Below are 24202 nucleotides of genomic sequence, written 5' to 3'. Positions count from 1 at the left end.
CTTCAGCTAAATAAACGCAGGGCGCGGGTGGAGCCGGCCGGAATGTCGGCCGCGTCCATTTCCTGGTAAAACTCTTGCACCTGGCCGGCGATCTCGGCCAGCGCCGCGTCCGACAGGGCCTGATTGTAATCGTCGACGATGGTGGCGTCGAGGCGGCCCACCAGCGCTTTGGCACAAGCGACCATGGCGCCAAAACCATCACGCGCGGGCGCCACGCATGGCACGTCCAGCAGCAGGGTCAAGCGGGGCGTCGTTTCCTCGGCCAGCGTGACATTCGTCGACAGCGAGAACAGATAACTGCCATCGCCGTCCGGCATGACGAAACGGCCGTCCGGACGCACGTCAAAGCCTTGTTTTTCCAGCGCGAACAGCAAGGTGGAAATGGCCCATGGCGCACCGTTCGTATGCAGGTTGACGCCCAGCTGGGCATCGTGGCCGGCGACAAAGCGGTGCAGATTGCGCGCTTCGGCCATTACTTCCATCATGTCGGGCACTTCCGGCTCGGCACCGATCTCGTCGGCCACGCCACGCAGGCGCGTGACCAATTCCGAGTATTCGAGTTCATTCAAGGCCGTGCTGCGGCTGGCCAGCTGCACGCCGCCCTGCATCTTGGTATAGACACCGCCATGCGTGATCGGTTCCCAGTCGCCATTCACGTGCAAGCCGATGAAGTGCACGGGCTTGTTGCCCACCAGGCGCAGGGTTTGCAGCACGGGCAGGATCTTGTCGCCGCGCACGGGCGCTTCCAGCGACAGGGGCAACAGGCAATCGATCAGCGGGTCGACCAGGCTGGTCGCCTGCTCGCTGGCGGCACTCACTTCTTGCACGGGTTCGGCGGCTGGTGCAGGGACTGGCTCGGCAGGGGTATCCCCCAGCGACGGTTCCGCATGCACGGGGGCGTCGGACACGGGCGCCGCTGGCGGCGCGCCGAACGACGGTTCGGCCTTGGCGGCAGGCGCGGCATCAAAGCGCGGCTCCTGGCGCAAGACGGGTTCCTGGACATCCGCCACGGGGGCGTCACCCTCACGCATCAGCACGTCGTCATGGTCGGTGGAAAAGGCCCGCTCCACGCTTTTCTTGGCCTTGTATTCCTGCCATTTGTTGTACGAGAAAACGCCGACAATAAAGACGCCGCCGGCGCCGAACAAGGTAATTTGAAGGTCTGTCATGCTGCTTGTGCCTCGGTTGCAAAATTTGCGGCGGACTCCATGTCCACCGCCACGATGCGCGATACGCCCTGCTCCTGCATCGTCACACCGATCAATTGATGGGCCATTTCCATCGCAATCTTGTTATGCGAAATGAAAAGGAATTGGGTCTGGTCGGACATGCGCTTGACCATGCGGCAGAAGCGTTCCGTGTTCGAATCGTCCAGCGGTGCATCGACTTCGTCGAGCAGACAGAACGGCGCCGGATTCAGGCGGAACATGGAAAACACCAATGCGGTCGCGGTCAGCGCCTTCTCTCCACCGGACAACAGGTGGATGGTGGCATTTTTCTTGCCAGGAGGCTGCGCCATGACTTGTACACCGGAATCAAGAATCTCGTCGCCCGTCATGGTCAGCTTTGCCTGGCCGCCGCCAAACAGGATGGGGAACAGCTCGGAAAAGTGGTGGTTGACCTTGTCGAACGTGTCTTGCAGCAAGTCGCGCGTTTCCTTGTCGATCTTGTGGATCGCGTCTTCCAGCGTATTGATCGCTTCCGTCAAGTCGGCATTCTGGGCGTCGAGGAAATTCTTGCGCTCGGACGCCTGCGCCAGTTCGTCCAGCGCGGCCAGGTTGACGGCGCCCAGCGACGTGATGGCATTCGTCAAACGCGTCACTTCGCCCTGCAGATACGATGGACGCATGTCCGGATGCAGCTTTTCGCTCAAGACAGCCTCGTCGGCGCCAGATTCCAGCAATTGCTGGGCGAATTGCTCCTGGTTCAGCCGCGCGGCCTGTTCCTTGAGCTGCATTTCCATGATCTTGTCGCGCTGCGGCTGCAAGCTGCGCTCCGATTGCGTGCGCGCATCCTCGGACAGACGCAGCTGCTGCGTGATCTGGTCCAGTTCATGGCGCGCGTCCGCCAGCGCCCGCTCCTGCGTGGTGCGGCGCTCGAGCAAGTCCTGCAAGCCGTCGGCGGCCGCGCCGCTTTCCAGGTTGGCCAGTTCCAGTTCGCCAGCCTGCAGGCTGGCCGTCACTTGCTGGGCCTGCGTGCTGGCCGTGGCGATGTTGCGGCGCAATTCCTCGATCTTCGCGCGGTGTGCTTTTTCCGCATATTCCGTATCCTTGGCGGCCCGCTCCAGGTCGCGCAAAGCTTCGCGTGCCTCGGCCAGACGCTGTTCCTTCAGCAGGAAATCGGTATGACCGTCTTCGTGCGCTTCCTGCAAGTTGCCCAGTTCCATGTCCAGCTGTTCGAATTTTTCTTCCGACTCCAGCTTGGTCTGCATCTGTTCCGCTTCCTGCGCGGCGATCTCCGCCAGGTCGGCACCGATCTGCGTGCTGCGCTGGTTGAAACGCGCTTCGACTTCCGACAATTTCACCACATCCAGTTGCAAGGTATGCACGGACGACGTCAGTTGCTGTATGCGCAGGCGCAAATCGGACAGATTGCGCGTCAAGGTCCCCACGGCCGCATCGGCCCGCACGGAACGGGCACGCGCTTCTTCGGCCAGCAATTGCTGGGCGCGCAACTGTTTGCCGATATTCTCGATTTCCTGCTGGCGGCCCAGCATGCCTTCCTGCTCCGAATCGGCCGCATAGAAGCGCACGCTGGTGGCCGTGACCACGTGGCCAAGCCGCGTGACGAAATAGCCGCCCGGCGGCAACTTGCTACGCTCGGCCAGCGCTTCGGCCGCGTCTTCCACGGCGTAGGCGTTGTACAGCCAATCCTGCAGCAAGCCGCGCAAACCGGGATCATTGAGTTTCAACAAGTTCAGGAACGGCTTCAGGCCTGGCACGTCCGGCAGGGGCAGCGGCGCCACGGTGGACGGCGCGTACAGGGCCAGCTTGGCTGGCGGCGCGTCGGCAAAGAATGCCTTGGCCCAGTCGATATTCGACAGTTGCAGGGCCGACGTACGCTCGCGCAGGATCGATTCCATGGCCGCTTCCCAGCCCGCTTCGATCTGCAGCTTTTGCCACAGGCGCGGCAAGGTGTCGAGCTCGTGCTTTTTCAGCCACGGCTGGACCTTGCCCTGCGTCTGTACCCGCTCCTGCAATTGTTTCAAAGCGGAAAGACGCGCCTCCAGCTGGGCGTTGGCGGCCGTTTCGGCATTGACTTGCGCCTGCGCCTCCATCCGTTCCTGCTCCAGCTTGGGCTGTTGTTCCAGCGCTTCTTCCAGGTAAAAACCCTGCTCTTCCAGCGTCTGCTGCTTTTCTTCCAGCTGCAGTTTCAGGTTTTCCAGGTGACTGCTGTCGGGCAGGCTCAGACTGTTCTTTTCCTGCTGCAGACGTTCGCGGCGCGTCAAGAGGCTGGCCAGGATGTTCGAAGCGTTGCGCTGGTGCGCCGATTCCAGTTCCAGCTGCTGCTGGGCCTGCATAATCCGCGCGCGCGATTCCGTGCTCTTGTTTTGCGCGGCGCGCCAGGCGGCGTCCAGTTCGGGCAATTGCTCGCCCTTCTGCTCGGCCATCATTTGCGATTGCTCAACCTTGGCGGCCAGTTCCTCGAGGTGGAATTCCGCCTCTTCGATCTGTTCCTGGTACTCGCCGCCTTGGCTGTTCCACTGGTCGCGCTGGGCCGTCAAGGTGGCCAGCTGGGCCTGCAGGCGGGCGCGCGATTCGATGACGAACTTGATCTGCGCTTCCAGGCTGCCGATTTCCGCATTCGTCTGGTACAGATGGCCTTGCGCCGTATGCAAACGGTCGCCCACGGCAAAGTGCGCCTGGCGCATCTGTTCCAGGGTCAGTTCCACGTTGCGCAGCTTGGCCGTCTGCTCTTCCAGGTCGGTCTGCGCCTGTTCCACTTCGCGGAAATAGCGCGTCTGCTCGTTTTGCGCCTCGTTCTTGCGCAGCAGCCACAACAGTTTCTGCTTTTCTTCCTGGTCCGCCTGCAAGGCGTGGAAACGCGTGGCCACGGCCGCCTGCGCTTCCAGCTTTTCCAGGTTGGCATTGAGTTCGCGCAAGATGTCTTCCACGCGCAGCAAATTTTCGCGCGTGTCCTGCAAGCGGTTTTCCGTCTCGCGGCGGCGTTCCTTGTATTTCGACACGCCGGCCGCTTCTTCGAGGAAGACGCGCAATTCTTCGGGACGCGATTCGATGATGCGCGAAATCATGCCCTGGCCGATGATGGCGTAGGCGCGTGGCCCAAGGCCGGTGCCAAGGAAAATATCCTGGATGTCGCGCCGGCGCACGGGCTGGCCGTTGATGTAATAGGTGGACGTGCCGTCGCGCGTCAGGGTGCGCTTGACGGCGATCTCGGCGTACTGACCCCACTGGCCGGACGCCTTGCCGTCATTATTGTCGAACACCAGTTCCACGGAAGCGCGCCCGGCGGGCTTGCGGTGGGTGGAGCCGTTGAAAATGACGTCCTGCATCGACTCGCCGCGCAGTTCCGACGCTTTCGATTCGCCCAGCACCCAGCGCACGGCGTCGATGATGTTCGACTTGCCGCAGCCATTCGGCCCGACCACGCCCACGAGCTGGCCTGGCACCTGAAAATTGGTGGGATCGACGAAAGACTTAAATCCCGACAACTTGATGGAAGAGAGACGCACGTGTTTTAGAGTTCCTGGCCTATGCTGGCGGTTGAGATCGGCGAACCCGGTTCGTATTCAGTTCAGATACACCATGGCGACGGCAGTCTGGCCGCTCACCGCAAAAAAGTGGTCCATCATACCATTTCCCGATGCTTTTCTGGCCAAAAAACAGCAGCATCAAGTGCTGGCCAGCGCCATTTTAACGGGCTGGGTGTCCATCCTGCGCCAGTTTCCAGTCTTCACGGGAGAAAACGCGCTCATGGCCGGACAGCACCATGGCCAATTTTTGCAGCCACTGCTCGGTCGGCATGGGTTCCGCCTTGAAGCTGAGCACTACCATCAGCACCAGGCTGGCCAGGGCCAGCGCATGGCTGACGGCGAAATTGACGGCGCCACGGGCATTCCACATGAAGCCCAGCGCCAACGCCAGGCCCAGCACGCAGCCGCTGACCGCTTCCGACACGCTGTGCGCATGCACGACGACACGCGATATGGCTACCAGCACGGCAAATGCCACGCCGACGAGCACGCCGGCATGGCGCCAGTGCGGTGCGGCCCGCTGCAGCAGCACATACATCAGCACGGGAAATACGGCGCCGGCACGCATGGCGTGGCCGCTGAAACCCGTAAAATCGAGCGCGCTGCTGCCCACGCCCCAGCTCATGAAAGCCAGCTTCGACAGCACTACGAGCGCCAGGCCGCCGCCGTACCACATGCTCCAGCTGAGCACCAGGCGCCACTGGCGCGACACGAGCAGCCACAGGGCAATCGCTACGCCAGCCGGCCCCATGACGGACATGTCGGCCGCAAAAGAAATTCCATTCCACCAAGTCATCGTACGTGCGCTTATTTCATGATCAGCGTGCACTATGCCACGACTCTGTCCTGTTCCGCGCGGCTTTTGCTGTGCTGCAGCGAAGAATTACATTCCATTACAAAATTCCCGCGCAAAAACCATCCGCCTGGAAAGAGCCGGAGCGTCAGATATTCGTCAGACGCTTGCCTTTGGGCGGAGCAAAGTCGCGGATCGATTCGATCATGCCCACCTCCAGCGCCTGATCGGCCGTCAGGTGCAGGTCGGAATACGCATGCACCTGCCATTGCTCTTGCGTCAGGTTGACCTGGCCGCGCAGGATGCGCTCGGTACGCATGTCGTCGGCGCGCAAGCCCTCGACGATGATGCTGAGCGCATCGGGCCGCGAACCGGGCGAAGCCGTCGCATGCGATTTGTGCACCATGAAGCGGGCCGTGTCGCTGGCATAACGGTGCCGCCCCGCCAGGAACAAGGTGACGGCGATGGACGCCACGGCGCCTGCGTTGTAGGTAATGATGTCGAGCGGCAACTTGCTGAGGAAGTTGTACAGGCAGATGCCATCGCTGACATAGCCGCCGTTGGACTGGATCAAAATGTGCGCGGTGGTGAGCTTGTCTTCCGTGATATCGGCCACGACATTGAAGACGCGCCGCACCATGTCGCTGTTGACGTCGCCCGAGAGGGTGAAATAACCGTGCTGCTCGGTGTTGTTTTGTGTCTCGTGTTGTGTCTCGTGCTGTATCCCGCTCTGTGTCGTGTTCATGGCAGCCGCCCGCAAGAAAGCCAGAATTTCATCATAGCGCATTCGCGCGCGGTGCAGCGCCCTCTTGCGCTGGAACGCAGCGCCTTCCCGCCCGGCAAACTGCGGCTTTTGCTGCAATTTGGCAACGTCTTTTCAGATTGACAGAAACACCCTGCTGGCATATATTCCTTCCACTTGATCGGGAGAGGGCAACCCAGCGTTGCCGCCGAAGGGGCACTACCCAAAAACTCTCAGGCAAAAGGACCGATCAGGCGGACTGAAGATGTTGCTTACGCAACATTTTTAGCTCAACTCTGGAGAGCGGCCGCGGCTATTGCCGGCGGCCCACCGAAGGGGCGCACGGGGCAAGCCCCCGTAATCTCTCAGGTACAAAGGACAGGGGGGTCAGTGATCACGATGGAGTGCCGTTTTGGCTCTCTGTATTGCGTGTTCTGTTAACTTCCCCTTTACCTTCGTCCCGAGGAATCCATGACGCTCAAAGCGACCCCACTCAACAACGCCCACCGTGCCCTCGGCGCCCGCATGGTCGATTTCGGCGGCTGGGACATGCCCGTCAACTACGGCTCGCAAATCGAAGAGCACAACGCCGTGCGCAGCGATGCCGGCATGTTCGACGTGTCGCATATGTGCGTGGTCGATATCGAAGGCCCGAACGTGCGCGCCTTTTTGCGCGGTCTGCTGGCCAATAACGTCGACAAGCTGCAAGTATCGGGCAAGGCGCTGTATTCGTGCATGTTGAATGCCGAAGGTACCGTCATCGATGACCTGATCGTCTACTTCTTCAATGAAAACTGGTTCCGCCTGGTCGTCAACGCGGGCACGGCGGAAAAAGACGTGGCCTGGATGCAGCAGCAAAATACAGCCACCAACAGCGGCCTGACGATTACCGAACGCCGCAATGCCAACGAGCCGATGGCCCTGGTGGCCGTGCAAGGCCCGAACGCGCGCGCCAAGGTATGGCAAGTGCTGCCGGAAACGCAAGCGGCGTCCGAAGCCATCAAGCCGTTCAACGTCGTCATCGTCAAGGACACCGCGTTTGGCGAAGTCATGCTGGCGCGCACCGGCTACACGGGCGAAGACGGCTTTGAAATCGGCGTGGCCGCCACCCAGGTGGAAGCGCTGTGGAACGCCCTGATCGCCGCCGGCGTCAAGCCGGCCGGCCTGGGTGCGCGCGACACCCTGCGCCTGGAAGCGGGCATGAATTTGTATGGCCAAGACATGGACGAAAGCGTCAACCCGCTCGACGCGGGCCTGGCGTGGACCATCGACCTGGTCAGCGAGCGTGACTTCATCGGCAAGGCCGCCCTGCTGGCCAAAGGCCAGAACGCGCAATTCGTGGGCCTGATCCTGCGCGAAAAAGGCGGCGTGCTGCGCGCCCATCAAAAAGTCATCATCGCCGGCAACGACGCCACGGGCGAAATCACCAGCGGCACCTTCAGCCCCACCATGCAGGAAGCGATTGCCCTGGCGCGCGTGCCCAACGGCGTGAACGTGGGCGACAGCGTGCACGTGGAAATCCGCGGCAAGCAACTGGCCGCCTCCGTCGTCAAGCTGCCTTTCGTGCGTAACGGTAAAATCCTGGTTGCGTAAGCGATTCGCGATAGAGAGCCACCGCCCGCAAGACCGAACAACCATCATCAATAACGAACACTTACCATCTGGAGCCACACATGAACATTCCTGCAGACCTGAAGTACACCGCCTCCCACGAATGGGTACGCCTTGAAGGCGACGGCACCGTCACCGTCGGCATCACCGAGTACGCGCAGGACGCCCTGGGCGACATCGTCTTCGTCGAACTGCCAAGCGTGGGCAATACCTATGGCGCCGGCGACGACGCCGCCGTGGTGGAATCGGTCAAGGCAGCGAGCGACATCTACGCGCCGATCGCCGGCGAAGTCGTGGCCGTCAACGACGACGTGGTCAACTCGCCAGAGTCGATCAACGCCGACGCCTACGCCAACTGGCTGTTCAAGATCAAGCCAGCCGACGTGTCGGCCCTGGACGGCTTGCTCGACGCTGCCGCCTATGGCGCCACCACCAGCGCGTAATCGCGTCTGACTCACGGGCCGCGTTTGCGGCCCGTTTGCTTTGGTTGCAATAAATTACCGCAGCGCCCGCGCGCCGCCTCCCGGTTTTTCAGTCTTTTTTGGCCTCTATATCATGACCCGCACCAGCCTGACCCAACTCGAAGCACGCGATGCCTTCATCGCCCGCCACATCGGCCCTTCTTCCACCGAACAGCAAGCCATGCTGGCGACCCTCGGCTATCCATCGCGCGCCGCGCTGATCGACGCCCTGGTGCCGGCCAACATCCGCAACAAGGGCGCCCTGCCCCTGGGCGCCTACTCGCAGCCGATGCCGGAACAGGAAGCCTTGTCGCGCCTGAAAGCCATCGCCGGCAAGAACCAGGTATTGAAATCCCTGATCGGCCAGGGCTATTACAACACCTTCACGCCAGGCGTCGTGTTGCGCAACATCTTTGAAAACCCGGCCTGGTACACGGCCTACACGCCTTACCAGCCAGAGATTTCGCAAGGCCGCCTGGAAGCGATTCTGAATTTCCAGCAAGTGATCACCGACCTGACCGGCATGGGTATCTCGAACGCCTCGATGCTGGACGAAGGCACGGCCGCCGCCGAAGCGATGACCCTGATCCAGCGCGTGGGCAAGTCGAAGTCGAACGTGCTGTACGTCGCCAGCGACGTGCTGCCGCAAACGCTGGAAGTGGTGCAGACGCGCGCACAGCCGATCGGCATCGAGGTGCGAACTTTCGATCCGGCGGAAATCGAGTCGCTGGACGCGTGCTTCGGCGTGCTGCTGCAATACCCTGGCGTCAACGGTGTCGTGCGCGACTACCGCGCCGGCGTGGAAAAACTGCACGCGAATGGCGCCATGGTCATCGTCGCAGCCGACCTGCTGGCCTTGACCATGCTCACGCCTCCTGGCGAATGGGGCGCCGACGTCGTCGTCGGCAACAGCCAGCGCTTCGGCGTGCCGCTCGGTTTCGGCGGCCCGCACGCCGGCTACCTGTCCACGCGCGATGAATTCAAGCGCAATATGTCGGGCCGCCTGGTGGGCGTGACCGTCGATGCGCAAGGCAACAAGGCGTATCGTCTGGCCCTGCAAACGCGCGAACAGCATATCCGCCGCGAAAAAGCCACGTCCAACATCTGCACGGCGCAAGTGCTGCTGGCCGTGATGGCGTCGATGTACGCCGTCTACCACGGCCCTGCCGGCCTGCTGCAGATCGCCCGGCGTGTGCACCGTTACACGGGCGTGCTGGCCGCCAACCTGAAGACCCTCGGTTATGGCGTCGTCAACGCGACCTACTTCGACACCCTGACCATCAACGTCGCCGATGCAGCGCAACTGCACGCGACCGCCATCCACCACGGCGTCAATCTGCGCAAGATCGACAACACCCATGTGGGCGTGTCGCTCGATGAAACCACCACGCGCGACGATATCGCGCTGCTGTGGAAGGTGTTCGCGCACGGCCTGGTCAACGCGCCTGCCGCCCCTGACCTGGACAGCGTGGAAGCAAGTGTGACCAGCGCCCTGCCGGCCAACCTGGTGCGCGAGAGCGCCTACCTGACCCACCCCGTCTTCAACAGCTACCATTCGGAACACGAGATGCTGCGCTACCTGCGCAGCCTGGCCGACAAGGACCTGGCGCTGGACCGCACCATGATACCGCTCGGTTCGTGCACCATGAAGCTGAACGCGACGAGCGAAATGATTCCCGTCACCTGGCCCGAGTTCTCCAACATCCACCCGTTCGCGCCGGATGCGCAAACGGTCGGCTACCGCGAAATGATCGCGCAGCTGGAAGAAATGCTGTGTGCGCTGACGGGCTATGCCGCCGTCTCGCTGCAGCCGAACGCCGGCTCGCAAGGCGAATACGCGGGTCTGCTGGTGATCAAGGCCTACCACGAATCGCGCGGCGAAGGCCACCGCAACATCTGTTTGATTCCTTCGTCGGCGCACGGCACCAACCCCGCATCGGCCAACATGGTCGGCATGCAGGTGGTCGTCACCAGCTGCGACGCCAACGGCAACGTGGACCTGGTCGACCTGAAGGCGAAAGCGGAAAAGCACAGTGCCAACCTGGCTTGCGTGATGGTCACCTACCCGTCCACCCACGGCGTGTTTGAAGAAGGCATCCAGGAACTGTGCGAAATCATCCATTCGCACGGCGGCCAGGTCTACATCGACGGCGCCAACATGAACGCACTGGTCGGCGTGGCCGCTCCCGGCTCGTTCGGCGGCGACGTCTCGCACCTGAACCTGCACAAGACCTTCTGCATCCCGCACGGCGGTGGCGGACCAGGCGTCGGACCGATCGGCGTCGGCGCGCACCTGGCGAAATTCCTGCCGAACCAGCGTTCGTCGGGCTACCAGCGCGACGCTGCGGGCATCGGCGCCGTCAGCGCCGCGCCATTCGGCTCGGCCAGCATCCTGCCGATTTCGTGGATGTACATCGCGATGATGGGCGCGGAAGGCTTGACGGCCGCGACCGAGACGGCGATTCTGGCGGCGAACTACATCGCGCGCCGCCTGGCGCCGCACTACCCGGTGCTGTACTCGGGCCACGACGGCCTGGTCGCGCACGAGTGCATCCTCGACCTGCGCCCGATCACGGACGCCACCGGCATCAGCAACGAAGACGTGGCCAAGCGCCTGATGGACTTCGGTTTCCATGCGCCGACCATGAGCTTCCCCGTACCGGGCACCCTGATGATCGAGCCGACGGAAAGCGAATCGAAAGTGGAGATCGACCGCTTCATCGACGCCATGATCGCCATCCGCGCGGAAATCGCCAAGGTCGCCAGCGGTGAATTCGACCACGACGACAACCCTTTGAGGAACGCGCCGCACACGGCGCAGGTGCTGATGTCGGACAACTGGGAACGCAAGTACAGCCGCGAAATCGCCGCCTACCCCGTCGCTTCCTTGCGCCAGCGCAAATACTGGCCACCGGTCGGCCGCGCCGACAACGTGTACGGCGACCGCAACCTGTTCTGCGGTTGCGCGCCAATCAGTTCGTACGAAGAAGAGTAAACGCCACGCGCCCGCTTCCGCGGGCGTGCCGACGACAAGAAGGCAGGCCAGACGGCCTGCCTTTTTTCATCGTAGGTCGGATTAGGCCCGGAGGGCAGTAATCCGACAACATGGTTGGCGTGTGTGGTGACGTCGGATTACGCTCCGCTAATCCGACCTACGCAACCGGCAACGCCAGCAAGACCGCACCCGGCAAGCCCAGCACGGTGCCCAGTATCGTCAGGCACACGACATCGCGCCGCTCGCAGCGGGCGCGGTACGAGCTCCAGGCGGCAAACAGCAGCGCGACGGCTACGCCGCTGAGCGAAATTCCCACTTCCGTCATGCCAGTTCTCCCGTCATTGTTTCGTTCTTCATTGCTCTCATCCCTTTCAAATTATTGAACAAGCTACCTACCGGTAGGCAGTAAGTGTACAATAAAAAACACGGTGGCGTCCATGCCCCGGTTTTTTGACGATACGAAGGAAATGCAATGCAGCAGCAAACCACTCTCCCCGCCGCCAGTCCTGGGCTGGCGGCTTCCCTGGCCCTGGTGGCCGTGCTCGGTCCAGCCGGCATCGACATGTACCTGGCCTCGATGCCCGCCATGGCGCGCGAACTGCACACCTCGTATGCGAATGTACAGCTGAGCCTGACCGTTTTCCTGCTGGCGCTGGGCGCAGGGCAACTGCTGTGCGGGCCCCTGACGGACATGCTGGGCCGGCGCCGTCCGCTGCTGGCCGGCATCGCCGTCTACATCGTGGCGGCCGTGTGGGCGTCGCAGGCGGATCAACTGGCCACCCTGCTGCTGGCGCGCACCTTGCAGGGCCTGGGCGCGGCGCTGACCTTGGTCGTGGTGATGAGCATGGTGCGCGACGTGGCCGATGGGGTTAAAGCGGCGCAGCTGTTTGCCCTGTTGATGACCATCGTGGGCCTGGCGCCCATGCTGGCACCCGCCGTGGGCGGCTTGCTCGATGCGCACTACGGCTGGCGCGCCGTGATGCTGTCCCTGGCCGCGCTGGGCGCCTTGACCCTGCTCAATAGCGCGCTGTTTCTGCCGGAAACGCTTCCCCACGCCCGCCGCGTCTCGCCGCGCGGCCTGCACCGCACGTATGCGCGCATCGCGCTGGACCGTGCATTCCTGCTGCCCGCGCTGGCCCTGTCCGCCACTTTCTTTTTCCTGTTTGCGTATATCGGCGGGGCGTCGCTGGTGTATCAGCGCGATTTCGGTCTGTCCGCCGGCAGTTTCGGCCTGGTGTTCGGCGCCACGGGCATAGCCGTGCTGCTGGGCGCGATGGCCAGCGGCCGCCTGGTGGAAAAGCACGGCGTGGCGCGCCTCTGCTTGGCGGGCAGCGCCGCCATGCTGGGCGGCGCCGTGCTGGCCCTGCTGAGTGCCTGGGCGGGAGGGGGAATAGCGGCCGTCGTGCCAGGCATGTTCGTGGCCCTGTTTGGCCTGGGCATCGCGGAAGCGGCGCTGATGGCCATGGCCATGGGTTCGCAACAGCGTGCGCTCGGTTCCACGGCGGCATTACTGGGCGCCATCCAGATGACCTTGTCGTCGCTGGCCACGCCGCTGGCGGCCAGCCTGTCCGAACGGGGGCCGCTGCCCTGGCTGCTGTTCTTGACGGCGGCCGGCCTGCTGGTATCATGGCTGACCCTGGCCACTGCGCGCATCCATCCGGCACACGCCACCAGCCTGGGGGCGCACTGACGCCCGACCCAACCACTACCCTCATATGAAGAAACGCTCGGCCTCGGCCGATAACATCTGTGCTGTCGCCGTCGTGCACTTTTCCGAACACGGCTACGATGCCTCGTCCCTCAGCGACATCGCCGCGCAAGCCGGCATGCGCAAGGCGTCGCTGTACTCGCACTTCGCCGGCAAGGACGCCCTGTTCCTCGACGTGTTTGCCGACGCGCTGGCCGAAGAGCAAGCCTTCATGGATGCCTGCTTCGTCGATGAAGCGGCGCTGGCGGCGCCCGGCGGCCAGCGAGCTGGCGCCCTGTACTGCGACCGCATGGCACAGCGTTACGGGGATTCGGCCCATCTGCGCTTTTTGCTACGCACGGCTTACCTGCCGCCTGCCGCCCTGCGCATCGAAGTCGGCACGGGATACGAAGCCTTGCTGGCACAGTTGCAGCAGCATTACGTGGCCAGCCTGGGCCGCATGGCGCCCACTCTGGCGCCGCAGCGTATCGACCTGTATGCGCAAGCCTACCTGGGCATCGTCGACAGCCTGCACGTGGAACTGATCTACGCGGGCGGCGCCGCCCTGCAGCAGCGCCACGCGGCCCTGTGGCAAATCCTCTCCGATTCGCTGGCGATGGCGGCACAATCGGCCTGATGCGGCATAGCTTACCGCCACACTGTGCACCGACGAACAGGTCTGACACAGGCCGCTATCGACTCTTCGAAAACGCCGGTTTGCCACATTCAAATGTCGTACGGCTCGCTGCCGGATTTTTCGCATGCGAAGTTCCGCTTGCCCCAAAGCAGTCACTGCAAGAACATAAAGCGAATTCTTCACCAATTGCAACCCTTGCGAGAGTGCTTCACCACTCTTCCTGGAAACCGTAAATACATACAAAGCCACCGATTTATGCGCAGAGAACTTCCGAGCTGGCAAGCGTACAGCCACGCCCCTGCGACTTGGCTTTGTAGAGGGCGACGTCGGCACGCTGAAGCATATTCTCTATGGTGTCGGTATTGTGCATGCGCATGGCGATGCCTCCGCTGTAAGAGAGTTCAAAACCCAGTTCCTTGAGCGAATGCCGCGCCAGCCACTGCCGCATGCGTTCGTCGTAAGCTACGATCGAGGTGCAGTCAGCACAGTTGAGTAGCACGCAGAATTCCTCGCCGCCGTAGCGGCAGAACATATCTCCGACACGGCTCACAGCCCTTAGACCAGTGACGAAAACTTGCAACGCCCTGTCGCCACCTGCATGGCCGTGCTTGTCGTTGATTTGCTTGAAATAGTCGAGATCAAGCATCAACACACCCAGTGGCTGCTTGCATCGCAAACTTCTGGCCAGGTCGATTTCGGACTGTAGTACCCAAGCGCGGCGGTTCAAAGCGCCGGTCAGACCGTCTAGCGTAGCCAAACGTTCCAGTTCCCGGGCTGCCTCGTCGCGGTGCGCAAGGAGAATGGCCACCACCGACATCATCATCATCGAGTTCGATGACAAGGCAAACACTCGGTTGACCAGGTACGGACCAAAAAAATTCGGAAACTCAGCGGTGTAGAACACACCCAGCACGGCGCGGCCGGCAAGTACTGCCATCTGAACTGTAAGGCATATGATTAATAACCAACGCCAGCGTCCGACTGCCACCTGTGGCGCGCGGCACAGGGGAACTATGATGCTTGCAATCTGCAATGCCAGCAGGCCATTCGCCCAGCCTACCCGGAACGGATAGTCGGAAAAGCCGATGCAGTAGCCGACTGTCATCAGTACGGCTATGGCGGCTGGCGTGCGAGCACTCGCCTTACGGCCGTACCACAATTGAAAGGCCATGGCATTGAATACCATGCCGCCCGAGACGCTACCCATTGCCATCGTTGACAATAGGTGGTCGGCCCAGCCGCCCCGTTCGAAGGTGCTTGACCACAGCAGGAAAATCCAACCCACCGTTTGCAGTATGATGCCGGCTTGTGCATACCGCGCAGCACGGTTCACCCGCCCCATGAAATAGGGCAGCGCCACGGCCATGATCGACAGGTTAAGTGTCATGCCAAAGAATAGGGTCGATACGTCCGTTATAGCCACTATCGCACTTTCAAAATAAGCCAAGGGGCCGCATTATCCCAATAAACCCGCATTCCCATAAAGAATCGGCAATAATTTACATGAAGAAACTTTAGTTTGGTCTCTCTCTTTTGGGGGCCAACTGAATTCGTGGTTAGCGTGCGTAAGCTGTTTCTCGGTGATAAAGCGACCGTATGCTCTTGGCCGGGCGCTGACGTCACGTCAACTGGGTAATATTTCTCGGCTGCGTCAACGTCGAGTTTGTCGTTCATGATCAATGCAGAAATACCGTTGCGAGTGAACGATCACCGACTGCCTGGAGGTCTGAGACCTTCCGAAATTATTACCGCTCAGCTTATTCAACGCAATAGGCCGAAAGACATTCGTCGCTGCCAATAGTGCTCGCCGTAAAACAGTCACCCGCCGGTTTCCAGACATACTGAGCAGCAACATCGTAGAAGCTGGAAAGGGATGAGAGGTTTGTGGCCAAGCGCAGCACGCCAGAAATGGATCAGGCATACGCGTACACCAGTAGAAAGCCAGCCAACGGAACGACGGCAAGCAGCACAACAACGCCAAGGCATCCTGATTTGGATCCAGATCTGGAACCGGCAGGAGAAGTGCTACGCGCACGCTCTCGTGGCGCCCTCGCATGTACCCATTGGATATGACAGGACTGGCAAAAGAATGTGGTTTTGTTGTTACGCCAAGCGTCAATGGTTCGATCAGTATGGCGTGCAACCGTGCCGCAACGGGCACATTCGAAATGTGTTTCTTTGGGTAGTTTTTTAGAAAAGTGCTTGCCGACAAAGAACATGACAACAAGTCCGGCTATTATTGCCCCAACGATCAATTCCATAGACATTTGTTTTTCTGTATATGCATGGCGTTTGGCATGGCTATTTCTAGCCAATCAGCGTACCCGAGCATAACGGATTGCCAAGCTGCAAAAAATCACACATTGTCACATCAACGCGAATGGCCGCTCCTGACCAAAGCAAAAGTCCCACGATCATGACCACCCGCACTACGTGCATCAACCTTTACTATTTGGCATCTTACGTTCATATTCACCCACACCCACATTACACTTTGGAAACCTAAGATTTCTTCCGTTGACACCCTTGCAGCCCATCCATAAGATGCCCTCATTATTCATTTACGGAGTCCCACGTGGGTACTTGTTCTAGTGACAGTAGCCGATCTTGTCTCGGTGATTGCCTCGGCAGCTAAACAGCAAGCAACGCGGAACTTCCTTTCCTCCGTGCCTTGCTGAGCAAGGTGCGGTGTCTCGCGCGGCCAAGTGGCCGTGCGCCTCTCCCCCCTCTTTCCGATCGCGACCGGCTACTGACCCGGATTGCCCGCCAGCACTATTGTGTCTTGGCGGCACGCAAGTCTTGCCTGCGGCTGCGCCGCCCGTCAACACCTCGTCGTGAAAGGAAGAGCCATGAATCTCTTCACCCGCTTATTCGAATCATTCCTGCGCAAGCGCCATACGGCCGGCCATTTCCGCCGCCGCGCGATGCCGCTGGAAAACAGCACGGCCCGCCCCGTGCCCGATCATCTGGCGCGCCAGTTGCTGTCCGCCGCCCATGAAGACCTGGACAGCGCCCTGAACCGCCTGCATACGCGCCTGGAAGGCTTGCGCGATGCCGAGGCGCAAGTCATCGGCGCGCAAACGGGGCCAAACGAGGTCGAGCATGAAAAACCGCTGGCCTGGTATCAGCACCTGTGGCTGTGCTACAAGAATCCGTTCAACCTGCTGCTCACCGTGCTGGCGATTGTTTCCTACCTGACGGAAGACCCGAAGGCCACCATCGTCATCGGCACCATGGTGATTTTGTCGACCCTGCTGCGCTTCGTTCAGGAAGGCCGCTCGAACCGCGCCGCCGAGCGCCTGAAAGCCATGGTCAGCAATACAGCCACTGTGCTGCGCAATGGCCAGCAGTCCGAGCTGCCCATCCGCCAGCTGGTGCAGGGCGACATCATCGTGCTGTCGGCCGGCGACATGATCCCCGCCGATTGCCGCCTGCTTTCCGCGAAAGACCTGTTCGTCAGCCAGGCCGCCATGACGGGCGAATCCTTGCCCGTGGAAAAGATGGCCGAACTGGCCGATGCCGCCGGCCGCGACCCCATGGAGCTGACCAATTTGCTGTTCATGGGCACGAACGTGATCTCGGGTGCGGCCACGGCGCTGGTCTTGGCGACCGGCAACCGCACCTATTTCGGCACCATCGCCACGCGCGTGACGGCCACCGAGCGCACGCCGACGGCATTCGAGGCGGGCGTGAACAGCGTCAGCTGGCTGCTGATCCGCTTCGCCCTCGTGATGGCGCCGCTGGTGTTCCTGATCAATGGCTGGACCAAGGGCGACTGGATGGAAGCGTTCCTGTTTGCCCTGTCCGTGGCCGTGGGCCTGACGCCGGAAATGCTGCCCATGATCGTCACCAGCACCCTGGCCAAGGGCGCCGTAAAACTGTCGAAAAAGAAAGTCGTCGTGAAACGCCTGGATGCCATCCAGAACTTCGGCGCCATGGACGTGCTCTGCACGGACAAGACGGGCACCTTGACGCAGGACAAGATCGTGCTCGAGCGCCATACGGACGTGTTTGGCCAGCCCTCCGATGAAGTGCTGCAATTCGCTTACCTGAACAGCCATTACCAGACGGGCCTGAAAAACCTGCTGGACCGCGCCGTGCTCGACCATGTGGAATTGCAGACGGAAATGCAGCTGGCGCGCGATTATGTGAAAGTCGATGAAATCCCGTTTGACTTCGTGCGCCGCCGCATGTCCGTCGTCGTTTCCGAAAAGAATGACCACCATGAGCTGATCTGCAAGGGCGCCGTCGAGGAAATCCTCGCCGCCTGCAGCCATTTGCGCCTGGGCGGCGTGAATATTGCACTCGACGCCGCCCTGCTGGCGAAAGTGCTGGAAACCACGCATGGTTTGAACGCGGAAGGCTTGCGCGTGGTGGCCGTGGCCGTCAAGGAAGTGCCGCCGCATAAAACCGTGTACGGCGTGGCCGATGAAACGGCGCTGACCCTGATCGGTTACGTGGCCTTCCTCGACCCGCCGAAGGAATCGACGGCGCCAGCCCTGCGCGCGCTGGCGGAACATGGCGTCACCGTGAAAGTCTTGACGGGGGACAACCACCTGGTGACGGCGAAGATTTGCCGCGAAGTGGGCCTGGCCGTGCATGGCGTGCTGCAAGGCCCGCAACTGGACGACATGGACGACGCCACCTTGGCCCGCGCGGCCGAAGAGCACACGGTGTTTGCCAAGCTCAGCCCGCTGCACAAGGAACGCCTGGTGCGCGCCCTGCGCGGCAACGGCCACATCGTCGGCTTCATGGGCGACGGCATCAATGACGCGCCCGCCCTGCGCGCGGCCGACATCGGCATTTCCGTCGATTCGGCCGTGGATATCGCCAAGGAGGCGGCCGACATCATCCTGCTGGAAAAAAGCCTGATGGTGCTGGAAGAAGGCGTGCTGGAAGGCCGTCGCACCTTCAGCAACATGCTCAAATACATCCGCATGACGGCCAGCTCGAACTTCGGCAACGTGTTTTCCGTGCTGGTGGCCAGCGCCTTCCTGCCGTTTTTGCCGATGCTGCCGCTGCACTTGCTGGTGCAAAACCTGCTGTACGACGTGTCGCAGATCGCCATTCCCTTCGACAATGTCGACGCCGAACTGATCCAGCAGCCACTGAGCTGGAACCCGCGCGACATCGGCCGCTTCATGGTGTTCTTCGGCCCCATCAGCTCGATCTTCGACATCAGCACCTTTATCTTGATGTGGCATGTGTTCGGCGCGAATACCCCGGAACAGCAGACCCTGTTCCAGTCCGGCTGGTTCGTCGTGGGCTTGCTGACGCAAACCCTGATCGTGCACCTGATCCGCACGCCCAAGCTGCCCTTCATCGACAGCATCGCGTCCTTGCCCCTGCTGGTGGCCACCACCGCCATCATGGCCGTGGGCGTGTTCCTGCCGATGGGACCGCTGGCGACCTACTTCAAGCTGCAAGCCTTGCCCTTAGGCTATTTCCCCTGGCTGCTGGGCATCCTCGTCTGCTACACCGTGCTGACGACGTTCATGAAACGCGTGTACCTGCGCAAATTCGGCTGGCAATAGTATGATGGAACGCTCTTTCTCCCCACAAAGGCACGCATGAGCGGTTCCCCCCTTTCCAAACGCACACAAGCCCTGCTGCTGTCCGCCCTGGTGTTTCCCGGCAGCGGGCATTTCGTACTCGGGCGCAAGGCGCGCGGCTGCCTGTTCCTCGTGCCGGCACTGGTCGCGCTGGTGCTCGTATTGCGCCAGATCATGGCACGTTTGGACCAAGTTATGGCACAGATTGACAGTGGCGCCCTGCCCCTCGACGTGCAGTTGATCGTGGAAAAAGTCGATTCGCTGTCCGCCAATGACGGCCCCGCCATGACGCTGGCCGTGAGCGTGCTGGTGGCCTGCTGGATAGGCAGCCTGATCGATACCTGGCTCATCAAGCCATGACGGCGGAAGCGCAGGCGCGCAAACAGCGCAAGGAAGCAAAGATGCAGGCGCGCCGCGCGCAGCTGGCGCTCAGCCGCCAGGACCACGGCGGCCCGCAGGCCTGGCGCGGCTGGTTCGACGGTTCCGCCCATCCGAACCCGGGCAAGCTGGGCATAGGCGCCCTGCTGCTGGGGCCGGACGGCGAGCGCATCGAAGTGTGTCAGGCGGCGGGTTATGGCAGCAGCAGCGACGCGGAATATGCGGCCCTGACGGCCGTGCTGCAGGCGGCACTCAGCGTACGCCCGCAGCCCGTGCAACTGCTGCTGTACGGTGACAGTCAGGTGGTGATCAATGATGTGCTGGGAACGACGCCGGTCGGCGCCAAGGGGCTGGAAACGCAGCGGGCCACCGTAGTGGCCCTGCTGGAACAATTCAATGACGTAAGCTTGCGCTGGCTGCCACGCCACAGGAATGGCGAGGCGGACCGGCTATCGCAGCTGGCGATCGCCGGCTTCACCCCAGAGGCTTAAATACCGGGGTAAGCAACTTAAGCGGCGCGGCCAATCCGCAAGGCATCTTGCGGAGTTTTGGCCGCCGGGCGTTGCATCCCCTTCAAACCGCTGACCGTGGCCTGCTGACCATTCAATTTAAAGACGCTGACCACTTGCGCCAGGTTGTGCGCCTGATGCTGCATCGATTCGGCAGCCGCCGCAGACTCTTCCACCAGAGCCGCATTTTGTTGCGTCACGGCATCCATCTGGCCGATGGCGCGGTTGATCTCGTCGATGCCCACGCTTTGCTCACTGCTGGCCGCCGTGATTTCCGTGATGATGTCGCTCACGCGCTGCACGCTGTCGACGATATCGTTCATGGTCGAACCGGCTTGCGCCACCAGCATGCTGCCAGCATTGACTTGCTCCACCGACGCGCCGATCAGGGTCTTGATCTCTTTTGCCGCCGAAGCCGAGCGCTGCGCCAGATTGCGCACTTCGGATGCCACCACGGCAAAGCCACGGCCCTGCTCGCCCGCGCGCGCCGCTTCCACTGCCGCATTCAGTGCCAAAATGTTGGTCTGGAAGGCAATGCCATCGATGACGGAAATGATGTCGACGATCTTGTTCGACGACGTATTGATCGATTCCATCGTGCCCACCACCTGCGCCACCACTGCGCCACCCTTGACGGCCACTTGCGCCGCCGACGCCGCCAACTGGTTCGCCTGGCGCGCATTGTCCGCATTCTGCTTCACGGTCGACGTCAGCTCTTCCATCGACGAGGCTGTTTCTTCCAGGGAACCAGCCTGCTCTTCCGTGCGGGAAGACAAATCCTGGTTGCCGGCGGCAATCTGCGTCGAGGAGGTGGCGATGCTGTCCGTGCCGCTGCGCACTTCGCCCACGATGTTGAGCAAGCTGGTGTTCATGTCTTTCAGGGCCAGCAGCAATTGCCCGGTTTCATCCTTGGCGCTGGCGTCGATCTGCGCCGTCAAATCGCCATCGGCCACCTTGCGGGCGATGTCCACGGCCGTGCGCAGGGGACGCACGATGCCCATCGTCAACAACCAGGCGCACACTACGCCAAAGGCCAGCGCCAGCAGAGCCAGAGTCAGCAGCAAGTTGCGGCTCGTCTTGGCGACTTCGTCGATCTCGCGTGCCGTCTTGTCGATGCTGGCGCGCTGGTGCTGCAGCATGTCGTTGACCACTTTCAGGTATTTCGTCGAGCCGGGCACGAAGATGCCCTGGAAAGCCTGTTCCGCTTCCGCTTCCTGTCCATCCGCCTTGAGCTTCGACACTTGCGCGCGCGAGTCAAGGTACACCTTGCGCTGTTCGCTCACCAGGCGGAACATTTCCTTTTCTTCCGGGCTGGAAATCAAGGCTTCGATCTTCTTTTGCAGTTCGCCCGACACGACGGACGATTGCTTAGCTTCTTCCGCAAAATACGCGCCCAGTGTCGTGTCGCTGCTGCGCGCGATGGCCGTGGTGCGGCGCACGCCGCTATCGATTTTCGCGTACCAGTCGGAAATATAGCGTTCCTTCGCCAGCGGCAATTCCATCATGGTGCGCGTGGCCATGGCCACGTCATGCAAGCGCCACACGCTGATGCCGGTGATGAGCATGGAAAACAGCAAGATCACGGCAAAACCCAGACCGAGACGCACACCAATACTGACGTTTCTTAACAAATTCATATGAATATCCTAAAAAAAGCGGAACCAGACTATATAAAAAAGGGGACAGCAAAAGGGGGACAGCAGAAAGCGGCTGCTCGGGGCAGCCGCGGCGCGATCAGCGTGTGCCGATACGCAAGGTGATGTGCGGCGCTGCCGGGCGTTTCAGCGCCTGCTGGCCATTCAGTTTAAAAACGCTGACGACCTGCGCCAGGTTATGCGCCTGGTGCTGCATCGATTCGGCAGCCGCCGCAGACTCTTCCACCAAGGCCGCATTTTGCTGCGTCACGGCATCCATCTGGCCGATGGCGCGGTTGATCTCGTCGATGCCCACGCTTTGCTCACTGCTCGCTGCCGTGATTTCCGTGATGATGTCGCTCACGCGCTGCACGCTGTCGACGATATCGTTCATGGTCGAACCGGCTTGCGCCACCAGCATGCTGCCAGCATTGACTTGCTCCACCGACGCGCCGATCAGGGTCTTGATCTCTTTTGCCGCCGAAGCCGAGCGCTGCGCCAGATTGCGCACTTCGGATGCCACCACGGCAAAGCCACGGCCCTGCTCGCCCGCGCGCGCCGCTTCCACTGCCGCATTCAGTGCCAAAATGTTGGTCTGGAAGGCGATGCCATCGATGACGGAAATGATGTCGACGATCTTGTTCGACGAAGCGTTGATCGATTCCATCGTGCCCACCACCTGCGCCACCACTGCGCCACCCTTGACGGCAACTTGCGCCGCCGAGGCCGCCAACTGGTTGGCCTGGCGCGCATTGTCCGCATTCTGCTTCACGGTGCTGGTCAATTCTTCCATCGACGAGGCTGTTTCTTCCAGGGAACCAGCCTGCTCTTCCGTGCGGCTCGACAAATCCTGGTTGCCGGCGGCAATCTGCGTCGACGAGGTGGCGATGCTGTCCGTGCCGCTGCGCACTTCGCCCACGATGTTGAGCAAGCTGGTGTTCATGTCCTTCAGGGCGAGCAGCAATTGCCCGGTTTCATCCTTGGCGCTGGCGTCGATCTGCGCCGTCAAGTCGCCATCGGCCACCTTGCGGGCAATGTCCACGGCCGTGCGCAGGGGGCGCACGATGCCCATCGTCAAGACCCAGGCGCACACGACGCCAAAAGCCAGTGCCAGCGCAGCCAGCACCAGCATCAGGTTGCGGCTGGTATTGGCGACGGCGTCGATTTCGCGCGCCGTCGTGTCGATGCTGGCGCGCTGGTGTTCCAGCAAGTCCAGCACCATCTTCTGGTATTTCGCGGCGGCCGGCACGAAGGTCTTTTCGAACACCTCATTGGCGGCATCGACTTGCGCTTCGCCCTTCAGCTTGTAGACCTGGTCACGCGAGCTGATGTACACCTTGCGCTGTTCCAGCAAGCCCGCGAACATGGCTTTTTCCGCCGGCTTGTCGATCAACGCCTCGATCTTCTTTTGCAGTTCGGCCGAGCTGGACGAGGAGACTTTCGATTCTTCGGCGAAATAGCTACTGAGCGAGGTATCGCTGCTGCGGGCGATGGCGATGGTGCGGCGCACGGCGCTGTCGATACGGCCATACCAGTCGGAAATGTAGCGTTCCTTGGCCAGCGGCTGCTCCATCATGACGCGCGTGGCGCTGGCCACGTCGTGCAGGCGCCAGACGCTGATGCCCGTAATGAGCATGGAAAACAGCAAAATCACGGCAAAACCGAGTCCAAGGCGGACACCGATGCTGACGTTGCGTAATAAATTCATGTGACTATCCTAAAGAACGCCGATGCCATGGCGACCTGGCTGGCGGTTTCGCGCCGGTGCAGGTTGGCTGCCGTGGCGAAACGGGCGTAAAAGTGAAACTGAAGTGAAACTGGCGCACGGTTCAGCTGAACCGTGCGCCAGGAAATGCGCCAGCGTGCGCCTTGCAGAAGAACCAGGCAATGCCGAGAGTCAATTGTTTCCGACAAACTTGGCCGACTGACCTTCAGCAAGAACTTAGGCGGCAAGCTTCTCGATGAGGCCCATATCGGCGCTCGACATCAGCTGGTCAATATCGACCAGAATCAGCATGCGCTCGTCGATGGTGCCCAGGCCGATCACGTATTCCGTGTTGATCGAACGGCCCATATCCGGCGCCGGCTTGATCTGTTCCGGCAGCAAGGTAGTGACGTCGGACACGCGGTCCACGACCATGCCGACGACGCGGTTGCCGATATTGAGGATGATGACGACGGTAAATTGGTCATAGCTGGGCGTGCCCAGGTTGAACTTGATGCGCATGTCGACGATCGGCACGATGATGCCGCGCAAGTTGACCACGCCCTTGACGAACTCGGGCGCGTTGGCGATGCGGGTCGGCGTTTCATAGCTGCGGATTTCGCTGACTTTCTGGATGTCGATGCCGTACTCTTCCTGGCCCAGGGTAAAGGCCAGGTATTCGGCAGCCTTGGCAACGCTTGCGCCAGTATCGCTGGAATTGGTGTTCATGATAATCCTTTCGTTAATTCGCCTGGGGCGCAGGCCAAGGCACGCTGCATGCAGG

Annotated in this window: 16 protein-coding genes, 1 pseudogene and 2 riboswitches; of the genes and pseudogenes, 8 read left to right on the top strand and 9 right to left on the bottom strand. The window is 61.4% G+C overall.

Annotation, left to right across the window (positions count from 1 at the left end):
* Positions 1 to 2: 2 nt before the first annotated feature.
* The 4 genes and pseudogenes from ACQ4WL_RS09225 to ACQ4WL_RS09210 all read right to left on the bottom strand — a co-directional run bounded on the left by ACQ4WL_RS09225 (position 3) and on the right by ACQ4WL_RS09210 (position 6252).
* Entirely contained in the window at positions 3 to 1169 is a 1167-nt protein-coding gene (locus tag ACQ4WL_RS09225) for a cell division protein ZipA C-terminal FtsZ-binding domain-containing protein (protein WP_436509436.1), read from the bottom strand.
* Positions 1166 to 4693, bottom strand: coding sequence for a chromosome segregation protein SMC (gene smc, locus ACQ4WL_RS09220; protein WP_436509435.1), 3528 nt, complete (start codon positions 4691 to 4693; stop codon positions 1166 to 1168). Before smc ends, ACQ4WL_RS09225 begins: the two co-directional genes overlap by 4 nt.
* 397 nt (positions 4694 to 5090) lie before the next feature.
* Positions 5091 to 5339: pseudogene (locus ACQ4WL_RS09215) on the bottom strand (phosphatase PAP2 family protein); the annotation flags it as partial.
* Between the two features lie 316 nt (positions 5340 to 5655).
* The gene (locus ACQ4WL_RS09210; protein WP_436509434.1) at positions 5656 to 6252 is read right to left on the bottom strand and encodes an ATP-dependent Clp protease proteolytic subunit; all 597 of its coding nucleotides are present in this window, start codon (positions 6250 to 6252) and stop codon (positions 5656 to 5658) included.
* 169 nt (positions 6253 to 6421) lie between these two features.
* Positions 6422 to 6508, top strand: a riboswitch (glycine riboswitch).
* Between the two features lie 27 nt (positions 6509 to 6535).
* Positions 6536 to 6641: riboswitch (glycine riboswitch) on the top strand.
* Positions 6642 to 6720: 79 nt separating this feature from the next.
* Between ACQ4WL_RS09210 and gcvT the strand changes: the two genes are divergently transcribed.
* The 3 genes from gcvT to gcvP all read left to right on the top strand — a co-directional run bounded on the left by gcvT (position 6721) and on the right by gcvP (position 11316).
* Complete coding sequence (gene gcvT, locus ACQ4WL_RS09205; protein WP_436509433.1) at positions 6721 to 7842, top strand: glycine cleavage system aminomethyltransferase GcvT; 1122 nt, start codon at positions 6721 to 6723, stop codon at positions 7840 to 7842.
* Between the two features lie 80 nt (positions 7843 to 7922).
* Positions 7923 to 8303, top strand: coding sequence for a glycine cleavage system protein GcvH (gcvH, locus tag ACQ4WL_RS09200; protein ID WP_071077771.1), 381 nt, complete (start codon positions 7923 to 7925; stop codon positions 8301 to 8303).
* 112 nt (positions 8304 to 8415) lie between these two features.
* Entirely contained in the window at positions 8416 to 11316 is a 2901-nt protein-coding gene (gcvP, locus tag ACQ4WL_RS09195) for an aminomethyl-transferring glycine dehydrogenase (RefSeq protein ID WP_436509432.1), read from the top strand.
* Positions 11317 to 11473: 157 nt separating this feature from the next.
* Here the strand turns inward: gcvP and ACQ4WL_RS09190 are convergent, their stop codons facing one another.
* Positions 11474 to 11641, bottom strand: a complete 168-nt coding sequence (locus tag ACQ4WL_RS09190) for a hypothetical protein (RefSeq protein ID WP_436509431.1) — start codon at positions 11639 to 11641, stop codon at positions 11474 to 11476.
* Positions 11642 to 11788: 147 nt separating this feature from the next.
* Here ACQ4WL_RS09190 and ACQ4WL_RS09185 point away from each other — a divergent pair, with 147 nt between their 5' ends.
* Both ACQ4WL_RS09185 and ACQ4WL_RS09180 read left to right on the top strand, forming a co-directional pair.
* Positions 11789 to 13006, top strand: a complete 1218-nt coding sequence (locus tag ACQ4WL_RS09185) for a Bcr/CflA family efflux MFS transporter (protein WP_436509430.1) — start codon at positions 11789 to 11791, stop codon at positions 13004 to 13006.
* Between the two features lie 25 nt (positions 13007 to 13031).
* Positions 13032 to 13640 carry a TetR/AcrR family transcriptional regulator gene (locus ACQ4WL_RS09180; RefSeq protein ID WP_436509429.1) on the top strand — a complete coding sequence of 203 codons (609 nt, stop codon included), beginning with the start codon at positions 13032 to 13034 and terminating at the stop codon, positions 13638 to 13640.
* Positions 13641 to 13893: 253 nt separating this feature from the next.
* Here ACQ4WL_RS09180 and ACQ4WL_RS09175 read toward each other — a convergent pair whose 3' ends face one another.
* Positions 13894 to 15087 (bottom strand): GGDEF domain-containing protein, encoded by a 1194-nt coding sequence (locus tag ACQ4WL_RS09175; protein ID WP_436509428.1) that lies wholly within the window; start codon positions 15085 to 15087, stop codon positions 13894 to 13896.
* A gap of 1402 nt (positions 15088 to 16489) precedes the next feature.
* On the opposite strand from ACQ4WL_RS09175, the gene mgtA reads away from it, so the two are divergent.
* From mgtA to ACQ4WL_RS09160, 3 genes are read left to right on the top strand one after another with little or no spacing between them, the layout of a single operon-like run.
* Positions 16490 to 19174: a magnesium-translocating P-type ATPase gene (mgtA, locus tag ACQ4WL_RS09170; protein WP_436509427.1), complete on the top strand. Its 2685-nt coding sequence runs from the start codon at positions 16490 to 16492 to the stop codon at positions 19172 to 19174.
* 36 nt (positions 19175 to 19210) lie between these two features.
* Positions 19211 to 19552, top strand: a complete 342-nt coding sequence (locus ACQ4WL_RS09165) for a hypothetical protein (protein WP_436509426.1) — start codon at positions 19211 to 19213, stop codon at positions 19550 to 19552.
* Complete coding sequence (locus ACQ4WL_RS09160) at positions 19549 to 20061, top strand: ribonuclease HI family protein (protein ID WP_436509425.1); 513 nt, start codon at positions 19549 to 19551, stop codon at positions 20059 to 20061. The genes ACQ4WL_RS09165 and ACQ4WL_RS09160 overlap by 4 nt, the downstream gene beginning before the upstream one ends.
* Positions 20062 to 20078: 17 nt before the next feature.
* Here the strand turns inward: ACQ4WL_RS09160 and ACQ4WL_RS09155 are convergent, their stop codons facing one another.
* From ACQ4WL_RS09155 to ACQ4WL_RS09145, 3 genes are all read right to left on the bottom strand, one after another.
* Positions 20079 to 21716, bottom strand: coding sequence for a methyl-accepting chemotaxis protein (locus ACQ4WL_RS09155; RefSeq protein WP_436509424.1), 1638 nt, complete (start codon positions 21714 to 21716; stop codon positions 20079 to 20081).
* A gap of 97 nt (positions 21717 to 21813) precedes the next feature.
* Positions 21814 to 23421 carry a methyl-accepting chemotaxis protein gene (locus tag ACQ4WL_RS09150; RefSeq protein WP_436509423.1) on the bottom strand — a complete coding sequence of 536 codons (1608 nt, stop codon included), beginning with the start codon at positions 23419 to 23421 and terminating at the stop codon, positions 21814 to 21816.
* Between the two features lie 234 nt (positions 23422 to 23655).
* Positions 23656 to 24147, bottom strand: coding sequence for a chemotaxis protein CheW (locus ACQ4WL_RS09145; RefSeq protein ID WP_436509422.1), 492 nt, complete (start codon positions 24145 to 24147; stop codon positions 23656 to 23658).
* Between the last annotated feature and the right edge of the window lie 55 nt (positions 24148 to 24202).

The organism is Janthinobacterium kochi (assembly GCF_051380715.1).
Classification (GTDB): domain Bacteria; phylum Pseudomonadota; class Gammaproteobacteria; order Burkholderiales; family Burkholderiaceae_D; genus Janthinobacterium.
The sequence above is the reverse complement of the archived record's forward strand: the minus strand, read 5'-3'. Positions and strand labels throughout refer to the sequence as shown.